The sequence below is a fragment of the Oscillospiraceae bacterium genome (genome assembly GCA_015065085.1).
Classification (GTDB): domain Bacteria; phylum Bacillota; class Clostridia; order Oscillospirales; family SIG627; genus SIG627.
The window spans coordinates 52,607-65,292 of sequence record SVQW01000009.1 but is presented as its reverse complement, the minus strand read 5'-3'; the positions used below and the strand labels follow the sequence as shown (position 1 = coordinate 65,292).

14 protein-coding genes are annotated in these 12,686 nt (G+C 44.9%); 7 read left to right on the top strand and 7 right to left on the bottom strand.

The genetic code is table 11. The features are described 5' to 3' along the window. Positions 1-4: 4 nt before the first annotated feature. From vorB to E7588_07170, 7 genes are all read right to left on the bottom strand, one after another. Positions 5-1,060, bottom strand: a complete 1,056-nt coding sequence (gene vorB, locus E7588_07200) for a 3-methyl-2-oxobutanoate dehydrogenase subunit VorB (GenBank protein MBE6689046.1) — start codon at positions 1,058-1,060, stop codon at positions 5-7. 15 nt (positions 1,061-1,075) lie between these two features. Continuing rightward, positions 1,076-1,285: a 4Fe-4S dicluster domain-containing protein gene (locus E7588_07195; GenBank protein ID MBE6689045.1), complete on the bottom strand. Its 210-nt coding sequence runs from the start codon at positions 1,283-1,285 to the stop codon at positions 1,076-1,078. A gap of 14 nt (positions 1,286-1,299) precedes the next feature. Beyond that, on the bottom strand, positions 1,300-1,971 hold the full coding sequence (locus tag E7588_07190) for a MinD/ParA family protein (GenBank protein MBE6689044.1): 672 nt from the start codon (positions 1,969-1,971) through the stop codon (positions 1,300-1,302). A gap of 103 nt (positions 1,972-2,074) precedes the next feature. Next, entirely contained in the window at positions 2,075-4,423 is a 2,349-nt protein-coding gene (locus tag E7588_07185) for a hypothetical protein (GenBank protein ID MBE6689043.1), read from the bottom strand. A gap of 20 nt (positions 4,424-4,443) precedes the next feature. Beyond that, entirely contained in the window at positions 4,444-5,310 is an 867-nt protein-coding gene (gene rlmB / locus E7588_07180; protein ID MBE6689042.1) for a 23S rRNA (guanosine(2251)-2'-O)-methyltransferase RlmB, read from the bottom strand. Beyond that, positions 5,310-6,068: a 4-hydroxy-tetrahydrodipicolinate reductase gene (locus tag E7588_07175; protein ID MBE6689041.1), complete on the bottom strand. Its 759-nt coding sequence runs from the start codon at positions 6,066-6,068 to the stop codon at positions 5,310-5,312. The genes rlmB and E7588_07175 overlap by 1 nt, the downstream gene beginning before the upstream one ends. Before the next feature lie 24 nt (positions 6,069-6,092). After that, positions 6,093-6,980 carry a 4-hydroxy-tetrahydrodipicolinate synthase gene (locus tag E7588_07170; GenBank protein MBE6689040.1) on the bottom strand — a complete coding sequence of 296 codons (888 nt, stop codon included), beginning with the start codon at positions 6,978-6,980 and terminating at the stop codon, positions 6,093-6,095. Between the two features lie 226 nt (positions 6,981-7,206). Here E7588_07170 and queA point away from each other — a divergent pair, with 226 nt between their 5' ends. The 7 genes from queA to E7588_07135 are packed head-to-tail and all read left to right on the top strand — an operon-like array spanning position 7,207 to position 12,685. Next, on the top strand, positions 7,207-8,250 hold the full coding sequence (gene queA, locus E7588_07165; protein ID MBE6689039.1) for a tRNA preQ1(34) S-adenosylmethionine ribosyltransferase-isomerase QueA: 1,044 nt from the start codon (positions 7,207-7,209) through the stop codon (positions 8,248-8,250). After that, a complete protein-coding gene (gene miaA, locus E7588_07160) occupies positions 8,243-9,160 on the top strand; it encodes a tRNA (adenosine(37)-N6)-dimethylallyltransferase MiaA (GenBank protein ID MBE6689038.1) in 918 nt (305 codons plus the stop codon). The genes queA and miaA overlap by 8 nt, the downstream gene beginning before the upstream one ends. After that, complete coding sequence (locus E7588_07155; protein MBE6689037.1) at positions 9,157-10,437, top strand: hypothetical protein; 1,281 nt, start codon at positions 9,157-9,159, stop codon at positions 10,435-10,437. The genes miaA and E7588_07155 overlap by 4 nt, the downstream gene beginning before the upstream one ends. Next, a complete protein-coding gene (locus tag E7588_07150) occupies positions 10,437-11,132 on the top strand; it encodes a YggS family pyridoxal phosphate-dependent enzyme (GenBank protein MBE6689036.1) in 696 nt (231 codons plus the stop codon). The genes E7588_07155 and E7588_07150 overlap by 1 nt, the downstream gene beginning before the upstream one ends. A gap of 22 nt (positions 11,133-11,154) precedes the next feature. Further along, positions 11,155-11,628, top strand: a complete 474-nt coding sequence (locus E7588_07145) for a cell division protein SepF (GenBank protein ID MBE6689035.1) — start codon at positions 11,155-11,157, stop codon at positions 11,626-11,628. 25 nt (positions 11,629-11,653) lie between these two features. Beyond that, positions 11,654-11,929 (top strand): YggT family protein, encoded by a 276-nt coding sequence (locus E7588_07140; GenBank protein ID MBE6689034.1) that lies wholly within the window; start codon positions 11,654-11,656, stop codon positions 11,927-11,929. Between the two features lie 6 nt (positions 11,930-11,935). Next, positions 11,936-12,685: a hypothetical protein gene (locus E7588_07135; protein ID MBE6689033.1), complete on the top strand. Its 750-nt coding sequence runs from the start codon at positions 11,936-11,938 to the stop codon at positions 12,683-12,685. Position 12,686: the final 1 nt, after the last annotated feature.

Below are 12,686 nucleotides of genomic sequence, written 5' to 3'. Positions count from 1 at the left end.
TTTCTTATTCAGCATATTTCTCTATATTCTCGAGAACCTCGTTTACGGAGGGCATCATACCACCGGTACGTCCGTAAAATTCAACGGGCTTTTTGAACTGTGTTGCAAGTCTTACATCCTCTACCATCTGACCCATGCTGAGCTCGACGGTAAGGAACTTCTTGGCAGTCTCGGTAAGCTTAAGAAGCTGCTGTGCAGGGAACGGCCAAAGAGTTATGGGACGGAACAGACCTGCCTTGATACCCTTCTTGCGTGCAGCATTGACTGCGGATTTTGCAATACGTGCGGTAATTCCGTAAGCCACAACAACGATATCGGCATCATCGGTAAGATATTCTTCGTATTTTACCTCTGTTTTTTCGATTTCCTTATACTTTTCAAAACGATCAAGGACTGTTTTTTCAAGAGCATCCGGCTCGATATAGAGGGAGTTAACTATATTATGCTTGCGCTTTCCGCCGTGTCCGCATGCTGCCCAGGTCTTTTCGGGAATTTCGCGGGGAGTTCTTGCTTCAAAATCAACAGGCTCCATCATCTGACCCAGTGCACCGTCGGCAAGAATCATGGCAGGCATTCTGTATATATCGGAAAGGTCGAAAGCTTCCATTGTAAGGTCAACGATTTCCTGAATTGATGCAGGTGCAAAAACAAGAATGTGCTGGTCACCGTGTCCAAGTGCGCGAGTTGCCTGATAATAGTCAGCCTGTGAGGGCTGGATACCGCCCAGACCGGGACCGCCGCGCTGTACATTTACGATAACACAGGGAAGATCGGAGCCGACGATATAAGAAATACCCTCAGATTTAAGGCTTATTCCGGGAGAGGATGAAGATGTCATAACTCTGTTACCGGTGGAAGCCGCACCGAGAACCATGTTTATGGCGGCTATTTCACTTTCCGCCTGAAGGCAAAGTCCGTCCACCTTGGGCATACGCTTTGCAAAGGTTTCGGCAACCTCGGTCTGAGGTGTTATGGGATATCCGAAGAACAAGCGGCAGCCTGCTTTTATAGCAGCCTCGGCAATGGCTTCATTGCCTTTCATAAGTACCTTTTTACTCATTTATGTATCTCCTTTTTAATCTTTTTCAACTTTGATGACTACATCCGGGCAAATTGTTGCACAGAATGCGCAGGCGATGCACTTTTCCGCATCGGTGATAACCGCAGGATGGTAGCCCTTTTTGTTGAGAGCGGAAGTGTCAAGGGAAATTATTTTTTTGGGGCATACAGATACGCAGAGGCCGCATCCCTTACACAAGTCGCTTTTGAATGTTACTCTTTTCATTTTTTCTCCTCTTTTCAGCAATATAAGTGTTTAGTTATGTCTTTAATAAAAACCATTTCTCGTTTTTGGTCGGATGAAAACTCACTTTCCAGTGAATCTATCACCGTTGTAGCCGCTATTTCCAGTCCCGTAAGCTTTGAGACCTTGCGAGCGTATTCCATTCCGTCCAATACTATATTTTTATCCGTTTCCGCACCGAGATTTGTATTATTGATAATAGCGCAGAACTTCATGCCGCTCGTGTTTTCAATTTCGCGCATCATCATTGCCGCATCCTGCGGATCCTCTATCTGCGGACGGCACATATTGATAACATAATACATCTCGTAACCGCGCTTTTTGAAGCCCTCGGCAAAGCCGCACAATGCAATGGCACCGGCGTCGTCGCCGCCTACATCAAAAACAGCACTTTTGCCCGGATAAAAAACGGAGTTTATATCCGGCGGAATTGAGGGCACATCCACATTTGTATTAGCAAAAAGCGGCGTAATCACCCTCACTCCCCTTTCCTCCAGCTCGGATTTGTTATCCGCTGATCTGAAAAAGGGATTAACTATATCAAGGTCAATGAGCGTAATATCACCTTTGGGGATGTTAAGTGCCATATTAACAGCAATGTTGGTTTTACCCACGCCGTAATGTCCGCAAACAACATAAATAACGTCTTTTTCAAAAATATTTTTCAAATTATCACCTCGCCATACTGTCCGGAGCATTCGGATAACAACCCTGTATGTAAAAGTATCGGGGAGAAACTTTAAAAGCAAGTTCCTCCCACTTTATACAAACTTATCCCAGAAGTGCAGTAGCTATGCAAGGCATCAACCACAAAAGCTGATATATTATTATAAACTGCGGTGTAATTCCGGAAATATCGCCGCCATTTATTACAGACAAAAATGCAATAATTGCAAATGCCAGGAACATTGCAATAAACTTTGTTCCTATATTGAGGGAAACATTCTTTGCAAGCTTATCACAGCTGAGGAATGCTCTGAGCATATTAAACGCATTTGATGTGCAAACTATGCCCGAAGAAGCATTGGGAAGGACATCGTCTGACGGAAGGGGGGCTTCGGATTTGATTATTCTTACGGGGAATTCCTTACGTCTGAGAAGCTTTTTGAGAAGCATATCATCAATATTGGGATCACAGGTCTTGATGCCTACGCATATACCTACTTTTTCAAGATTGGTAAGAAGCTTTTCAAAGCCTTTATAAATGGAATACTTAATATAGAACTTAGCAGCAATATTATCGCCGATAGTCATGTACATTATGCGACCTATGGAGTTTTCAAAAGCATCATCCATGCTGTCCTTGACAAAACCGAAGTTATATGCCAGCATGAAATTTTTCTTACCGATAAACACCTCGGTACCGTCCACAACAGCGCTGATACCGTCGTGTTCGATGGAAATTATTTCCACAGGCGAAATTTCATCCACAGCGTTCTTTATGTAATTTTCAAAAACACTCGCCAACGGTCCGCCAACCGTTTTAAAAACACGTGCGGCATACATGAGCGTGTGATCAATACGATGCTCGCCATAGGTTCTCACACTGGTAACCTTTATACCGCGGGAAGGAAGCACCTCTACGTCGTTGAAGGAAACAACGGACGCATAGCTGTATTCCTCGAAAGAATCTCCGCCGATAACCGCACATCCACGCTTAGCTATCTTAAGACTTTCAACCAAGTACGGAAGTGCTATATAAATAAGCGAGGAAGCCGGCAAAGCAACAAGGCTCATCACGGTGAAAGCGTTTATACATTTGTTTAAATCATAGGAAACGAAATAGGTAATAACCGCGTAAACGACAGCTGCAATAAGCGCCAGCGGAATGATGATTTTGCAATTCTGTTCTGCTCTTGCGGGGGTTTTGATATTTCTCACTGCGTCATCGACAAATTTCGCCTTTTTAAGCGAAAAAATATCAGGATCCTGTGGCAGATAATCGCCCAACTCATTAAGCTCGCCATCCGAGCCGTCAGTCTTTTCGGCAACAAATTTCACCTGTTCGCCGGAAATAATATTGAATGTGCAAAGATTGCGTTTATTCTCCATCGCGTTGGAAAACGCGCTTATAACCGCGAACAGTGCACCGACGGAAGAATAGAGCGAAAGGGTTTCTGCATTTGAAGTGAAGCACATAAAAACTGCATGCAAGAGGCACACAAAAATTGCACTTACAGTAACCGTGTTACGATTTGGGTTTCCCGAAAACAACGCTTTCGCGCCATCTATTATGCTTTCATAAACCAAAGCTCCTGCGATAACCAGAAGTTGAATATCCACCAATATAAGCACAAGACGGAAATTCTCGGGCTTAAGAAAAGCAGGGCGCGGTAAAGAAGGCATAAATGAAAAGCTTTCTATGTAAAGCAATGCAAACAGAGCTATTACAGCACCTACACCCAACAGCAAGTCGACAAGAGACTTGGTTCGGTAATGCTGCTTGAACTTATCTGCATCCTCGGGATCGGTATATTCACCTATGTCAGGCTCGTCATATTCGTCGTTATCATATGTTTCAGCCGCTTCGTCATCCTCATCATTGTAAGGATTGTCGTCATCGTCATCAAAAAGCAACGGTCCGTGGTCAACCTCGCCGGGGATAGAGGATGTTTTTTCCTCAGGAAGCTTGACTTCTTTTTCTTCTTCCTCAGCATCGTAAAGCGAGCGTATATCCTCATCCACCTGTATGGTGCTTCTGAGTTTTTCGCCGCGCCTTTTTTTGCGTTTTGTGTCAGCATCATGCTCGCCATCATCCGGTTGCGCTTCATCGGAGGCAAAAGTCTTCATCATGAGCATGTCAGTTTCATCAAGCTCGCGTCCGGTTGTAACCTTTCCAGGCTTTACAACCTTTTCGGGAGGAGTGCTGGTAATCCCGTAAATAACGGTTCCGTCATCGGGTATTCCGGTTTCATCCTCGCGCGCTACACTTACAAGATCGTCAACATCCTTGGTGCGCAAATTATCAGCCAAAGAAGCATTTGTCAGAGCGACGCCGTTGTCTTGCACAGAGAGGTCATTTTCCGTTGCGCGACCGCCTTTATAATTGCGAAAGAAATATGTCGGTGGCTTTTTAAACAAGCCTTGTGGATCCTTGCTTATTTTATAAACATTTGCCATAACTTATCCTTCCTCTTATTTTATTTTCTGCCGCTCACTACTCTGTAAAGCACTGCTGCCGCGGCGCAGGAAACATTAAGCGAATTTATCTTTCCCTTCATGGGCAGGGATATTACATAATCGGAGTTTTTGATTACCTGCTTGGATATACCGTTTTCCTCACTTCCCATGATGATGCACAGCGGAATATCGTAATCCATTTCATCATAAGGCTGTCCGTCGGCTTCGCATGCCATTATCCACAGTCCTTTCTGCTTAAGCTCCTCCACAGCGGAATTTATGTTTGTCACTTTGGCAACAGCCATGTGTTCAACCGCCCCCGCGGAAGCCTTGGCAACGGCAGGACTGAGTCCCACACTACGGCGCTTTGGAATAATAATCCCGTGTACACCGGCACCCTCGCAGCAACGTATCAGAGCGCCCAGATTATTCGGATCGCATATTTCGTCCGCTATGACAACAAAGGGTTTTTCACCACGTTCCCGGGCAATGGCAAGTATTTCATCTATGGTGGAGTAGCCCTTGAACGCCGCCATGGCTACTATACCCTGATGGGAAGTAAAGCCAGAAAGTGCATCGAGCTTGCTTTTTTCTGTTTCCACAACCGGTATTCCGCGTGAAATTGCTTCCGCCGCAAGAACTACAATCGAACCCTCGCGCTCACCCGCCTGAGTGAATATCTTATCTATATCCCTTCCGCTTTTCAAAAGCTCACGCACGGCGTTTCGTCCCGCCACTATACCGCTTTCGGAGAGCTCCTCGCGGGGCTGATCATCAAAATTACGACGTGTGTCACGTCTGTTACCGTCGAAGCGGTCATCGCGCTTTTTGGGGGAATGACCATTGTCGCGGGGAAATTTCGAAAATTTCTTGTCTTTTTTTTCCATCATATGTTTCCAATCAGATTTTTCATATTATACATTCCCGCAGGCTTTCCGGCAAGAAATTCAGCCGCGCGTATTGCACCCATCGCAAAAACCTCACGGGATGCGGCATGGTGAGACAATGTTATTACCTCGTTGTATCCGGCGAAAATAACGTCATGTTCGCCCACAATGGTTCCGCCGCGCACAGAAGAAAAGCCTATTTCATTTTTGCTTCTTTCCTTACGGACGGAGAATCTGTCAAACACGTATTCCGGCTTTTCGTCCATAACCTCACTTATTCCGTCGGCGATCATAAGTGCAGTGCCGCTGGGAGCATCCAGCTTTTTGTTATGATGCTTTTCTACGATTTCGATGTCGAAGTTCGTGCCCAGAAGAGCCGCCGCCTTTTTGGAAAGCTCGGTGATGAGATTTATACCGATAGACATATTGTACGAATAGAAAACCGGAATTTTTTCGGAAGCTGCATATATATTCTGCTTTTCCTCCTCGGTGTGTCCCGTGGTGGAAATTACACACGGAAGGTTGTTTGTGACAGCAAAATCAAGAAGTTCATTTGTAAGAGCATGATTTGAAAAATCAATAATAATACCGTCAGGCGAAGGGATACACTTTAAAGAAGAGTACAACGGATACGGGTAACCGGCGTCCGTAGTAATATCGACTGCCGCGGTTATGTTGAAATCATCGAGTTCGGCAACCTTGGCAGTGATAAATCTTCCCATTCTGCCCAACGCGCCTGTGAGAATAATATTTGTCATTTCGATACCTTTCGGGGTAATATATTATTTTATAATTCCGAGTTCTTTCATTATGGATGCAAGCTTAGCCGCATTCTTTTCTTCCATTTCGCACAAAGGCAGACGAAGCTCACCGTTGCAATATCCCATGAGTGCCATAGCCGCCTTTACGGGAATGGGATTTACTTCGCAGAACAGTGCAGAAATAAGATCATGGTACTTAAGCTGAAGCTTAAGGCTTTCTTTGGTTTTACCCTGTTCAAAGAGTGCACAGATATTATGTACCTCGCGGGGAATAAGGTTAGACAGCACGGAAATAACGCCGCTTCCTCCCAAAGACATTATGGGGACGATCTGGTCGTCATTTCCCGAATACAACGTAAGCTCGTCACCGCACAGCGCCATGGTGTGGGCAATAGCCGACATATCTCCGCCCGCTTCCTTAAAAGCAACTATGTTGGGGTGCTTTGCAAGCTCGGCATAAGTCTCAGGCTTTATGCAAAGACCCGTACGGCCGGGAACATTGTAAACGATAATGGGCTTATCAACACTGTCAGCAACCGCATTGAAATGCTTTACAAGACCGCGCTGACTGGTTTTATTGTAGTATGGTGTCACCATAAGAAGTGCATCTGCGCCCATTTCGCATGCTCTCTTAGAGAGAGATATCGCATATGCAGTATCGTTACTTCCGGTTCCGCAAAGCACGGGAACACGTCCTGCGGTACGCTGAATGCAGTATTCCATTGCGTTGATGTGTTCGGCATCATCCAGCGTGGATGGTTCGCCGGTAGTTCCGCAAACTACAAGTGCATCAATTCCGCCGTCTATCTGAAAATCTATGAGGCGTCCAAAAGATTCGTAATCTATCTTTCCGTCCTTGAAGGGTGTGATAAGTGCGGTAGCTGCTCCGCGAAAAACAGTTTTCTTCATAAATCATGGTCCTTTCCGTCCGAATGATAACATTATATGCGGTTAATAAAAAATTTTGCTATCATCCGAAAAAAACAGTTGAAAATTAAAACTTTATGGTGTATAATATAATCACACTATATTTTATCACTAATTTTTATTTTTGTCAAATGTTTTTTGTCAATTTTGCGCATATTTTTTAAAATAATCGAATATTTTTTCTATTTTAATAGGAAAGGGTACTGTTTTGGACTTTCTCAAACGCTCAACTTACAATTATTACCTGCCGGAAGAACTTATTGCACAGGTACCGGTGGAGCCACGCGACTCGTCGAGGCTTCTTGTTTGTGACGACGGAAAAATAACTCACCGTCACTTTTTTGACATAACCGAATATCTCGAGCCGGGAGATCTGCTTGTCATAAACGATTCCAAGGTTATTCCCGCGCGCCTGTGGGCAAAACGCGAAAGCGGTGCGCTCACCGAGGTTGTACTGCTGGAGCAAAAAGCAGACGGAGTCTGGGAGGCGCTCACACGTCCCGGCAAAAAAGCCCGTCCCGGAACTGTTCTTGATTTCGGAGATACTCTCAAAGCCGAAGTGCTTGACACCGTCGAAGGCGGAAACAGAATACTAAAATTCGACTACGACCGTTCCAAAACCTTTTTTGAAATCCTGGACGAGGTCGGCAACATGCCGCTTCCGCCGTACATACATGAAAAGCTGAGGGACAAAAGTCGCTATCAGACGGTTTATGCAAAAACCGAGGGTTCTGCCGCAGCACCTACCGCAGGACTTCATTTCACCCCGGAGCTGCTTGAAAAAATACGTGCGAAGGGTGTAAATATCGCAACCGTCATGCTTCACGTAGGCCTGGGGACTTTCCGCCCCGTAAAATCCGAGGATCTTTCAGGACACAAAATGCACTCTGAGTTTTACAGTCTTTCCGAAGAAACCGCCGGAATGATACTGGAAACAAAGAAAAACGGCAAAAAAGTAATCGCCGTCGGAACCACCTCCTGCCGTACACTGGAGGGTGCTTTCGCAAAAGAGGGCTGCATAAAGCAATCATCGGGTTACACGGATATTTTCATCTATCCCGGTTACAAATTCAATGTCATAGACAGTCTCATCACCAACTTCCATCTTCCCGAAAGCACGCTGATAATGCTGGTATGCGCACTGTACGGCTACGATAACACCATGGCGGCGTACAAAGAAGCCGTAGAGCAGAAATACCGTTTCTTTTCGTTTGGCGATGCGATGCTGATACAGCAGGTGGAGCATGAATAAGGCAATAATCATTGCGGGACCCACTGCAAGCGGAAAAACATCCCTTGCCATAGACATATGCAAAAAGTTCGGCGGAGAAGTGGTCTCAGCCGACTCTATGCAGATATACAAAGGCATGGACATTGCAACCGCAAAACCCACCGCACAGGAAATGGACGGCATTGTGCACCATCTGATTGACATTGTGGACCCCAGCGAACCGTTCAGCGTATCGCAGTTCAAAAGCATGGCAGATACGGCTATAAAGGATATAGTTTCCCGCGGAAAAATTCCGGTTATTGCAGGAGGAACAGGGCTTTACATCGACAGCCTTATAAACAACACGGAATTCGGAGAGTTTTCGGAAGATGAAAACTACCGTGCCGAGCTAAACCGACGTGCGGAATTATCCGGCGGTCAGGTCCTTTTGGATGAGCTTGCCGGCGTTGACCCCGAATGTGCTGCCAGACTCCACGCAAATGACATAAAGCGGATAATACGCGGTCTGGAGTTTTATCATTGTACAGGAAAGACACTTACTCAGAATGAAAAAGAGTCCCGTGTAAAAAAGAGCGAGTACGAGTATCTTATTCTGGGGCTGTTTTTCGAGGATCGCGAGAAGCTGTACCAACGCATAAATCTGCGTGTGGATAAAATGCTGGAGGCAGGACTTGAGCAAGAAGCACGTAACGCGCTCAAGGTTGCAGATTCACCTACGGCATATCAGGCTATCGGATACAAAGAGCTAAAGCCGTATTTTGACGGTGTTATAACATTAGAGCAAGCTGTTGAATCTCTCAAGAAATCCACACGTAATTACGCCAAGCGTCAACTGACCTGGTTCAGACGTTACGAAAACATGGTAAGACTTTATGTTGACAAGGGCGATTTACAAGACGCAGAGCAAATCGTAAGGAGTTTTCTCAAGTGAAATTTTCAAAATCATTAAAAAGTCTTTTAGCAATCGGAGCCTGTGCCGCCGCACTGTTGTATGTGGGGATATGGTTTATGCGCACTTTTTCCACCGATGTGGGTACAGAGCATATAGGCATGGCTACCGTCGAGCAGAAGCTTGACATAACAGGCTATATACTTCGCTCCGAAACAGTGCTTCCCCGCCCCACCGACGGCGTGGCATACTACATTGCCGACGAGGGTGAAAAGGTTTCCAAAAATTCGATTGTAGCCAATATCTACGAAAGCGAGCTGCTCGCCGACACTCAATCTCAGATACTTGAAACAGAGCGGAAAATAAAGGTGCTCGAGGACAGTGCCATAGACAAAAACAACATCATATTGGACATTTCAAAAATCGATCAGCAGATAACCGAAAATCTGATAGCCATAAAAGCCAATGCTCTTAACAGAGATTTCAGATTATCCGCCCAGAAAGGTGACGAGCTTCTCACCATACTGAACAAACGTCAGATTCTTTCCAAAAAGACCGAAGGTTTCGAGGAGAAAATCGAGCAGCTTGAAAATGAAAAGACCAATCTTTCCCACTCACTCACGGGACTTAAAAGTGCTGTTGTAACCACCGAAGGTGGGTATTTTTCCACCGCAGTGGACGGATACGAGAATATATTCTCCCCTGAAAAGCTGAAAGAAATGTCGGTAGACTCATTTGAAGAAATGCGTTCCGCACAAGCGGACGAGACGCTGAAAAATAATAACGCAGGAAAGATAATCACGGACTTCTGGTGGTATATTTTATGTCAGGTGGATAAAAACTCCTGCATGGAGCTTCACGAAGGAGAAACTTATGAACTCATCTTTCCGTACTCCTCCGGCAAACGCATAGAATTCCGTCTTGATGCAAAGCTGACGCAAACCGATCGCGCTACTGCCGTATTGGTTTTCAAGACACTTTCCGAGCCGGACGGATTTGATTATACAAGGCAACAGGAAGCGCAGATAGTTAAAAAAAGTTACACGGGTTTAAAGATTCCCAAGTCTGCACTACGCATTCTGGGTGAAGAAGAGGGCGTTTATGCGCTCAAGGGCAGTGAAGTGGTTTTCAAGCGTATAGAGCGGATTTTTGAAAGTGATACGTTTTATCTTGTGAATCCCGTGGCACCCGAAAACAGAGACGAAAACAAAGAGAAGGTTGCACAAGGACTTATTGACACAACATATGATTATCTGGCGTTGTATGACGCCGTCATCACAAAAGGAAAAGAGCTTTACGACGGAAAGGTGGTCAACTGATGAACATTGAAGAAAAGAAAAAGCAGATAAAAGAAAACATCGACAGAATAAAAAATGAAATCGGAGACCGTGACGTAGTATTACTTGCAGCCACCAAAATGAATTCACCGGAACTTATCAATTACGCTATTGAATGTGGTATAACTCATATAGGTGAAAACAAGGTCCAGGAGCTGCTTGACAAGTACGATGACATCAACAAGGACAACGTGAAAATACATTTCATCGGTGCTCTTCAGACCAACAAGGTAAAGTACATTGTCGACAAGGTATCCATGATACAGTCGGTCGACAGGCTTTCGCTGGCACAGGAAATAGACAAACGCTGCAAGGCCATCGGCAAGGTAATGGATATTCTGGTGGAGGTCAACATCGGAAACGAAGAAGCAAAGTCGGGGGTCAGTCCCGAAAATCTGGAAGCCACGTTAAAAGTTTTTTCACAGTTTGAAAACATATCGGTAAAAGGTTTGATGTTCGTACCGCCAATTTTTAAAAATTTTGATGAACAGTCTTATTATTTGAAGAAAATTAGGGATTTATATATTGACATTTCGCGCAAAAAATTAGATAATATATATATTCATGTACTTTCGTTCGGAATGTCCAACGATTATATTGCCGCAATGGATTACGGCTCCAACATGATTCGAATAGGTTCGGGCATTTTCGGTGCCCGCAATTATGCTGAAAATTAATAAAACTCGGAGGTATATTACCATGAGCGCATTCGACAAAATCAAAAATCTTTTATTCACCGACAATGATGACAGCGATGTAGATGACGAAATAATCGACGAGAGAAACCCCTACGATACAGACGAATTCACCCCTCCTGCCGCAAACCACGCATTCGAGCGCACTCAGGTAGGCGGTGCCGAAGAAATCGAGACCTCTAAGGTTAACATGACCAGCGGAACTTCCATCGAAATGAAGGTTATCCGTCCCGAAAAGCTGGACAACAGCGTCACTCAGATTGCTGATTATCTTATCAACAAGAACACCGTGCTTCTCAATCTTGAAGCAACCAACAAGGAGACTGCAAGACGTCTTCTGGACTTTTTGAACGGTGTTGCTTATGCCGTAAACGGCAAGCTTAAAAAGGTTGCCAACAGCACCTTTGTTATCACACCATCCAATGTTTCAATTTCCGGAGAAAACATTGCGGAAACCTCTGACCACGAGGCTATATAAGTACATAGCAGAGTAATACCGCACTATGTACGATATCATTGCCACACTTGTCAGAACCCTGCGGCTTTTACTGGATGCGGTTCAATTTCTGATGATGTTACGCGCAGTTCTTTCCTGGATCCCCACTATGGGTGATAATGCCGTTGTCAATTTCATATATTCTGTCACGGAGCCCATTATTACACCCGTAAGATCATTTATGGAGCGCTTCAATATCATGCAGGGACTGCCAATTGACACCTCATTCATGGTAACATTCTTTATAATCATTATCATACGTTCTTTGTTGCCTGTCATCTGATTGCATATGGAAAACAGTTTACTTGCCAACAGAATATCTGATGCCGTCTACAACGCACGCGAGCGGTATATGAGTTTCACGCTGGGTTTTTGCGATGAAAAAGAGCAGTGTGAAATTACCGAAGTTTTGAAATCACTTGCATTTCATGATTATATGTTTTGGGGCGGATACAATGATGCCGAGCGCAAATGCCTCGGCATTTTTCCCGACACTCCAAACCGGGAAAATTTCCCTATATCCTTTTTAAAGTTTACTGCCGACAAGTTTTCTTCCCTCTCGCATCGTGATTGCATGGGAGCTATTCTGGGGTGCGGTGTCAAGCGTGAAATATTGGGGGATATAGTTCTCACTGATGATAAAACCGCTTTTGCCGCCATATACGATGAAGATAATATGGCACAATATCTGTGCGGTGCCGTTTCTAAAATAGGTCGTGCTACCGTCAAATGCACGTTGATGCCGGAGGGCTTTGTTCCCGACATACAGCGAAAGTTTGAAAACATATCATTCACCGTTTCCTCGATACGTCTTGACAGCGTTGTGGCAGGAGCCGTGCATGCTTCGCGAAGCGGTGCGGTTTCCCTTATTTCCGAAGGTAAGGTCACTTTGAACCACAACACCGCAACTCGTCCGGATATATCGCTCAAGCCGGGAGATGTGTTTTCGGTGCACAAAAAGGGAAAGTTTATTTTTGAGCAGAACGGCGGACTCACAAAAAAAGACAAAATACGCATAAACCTAAAAAAATATCTTTGAT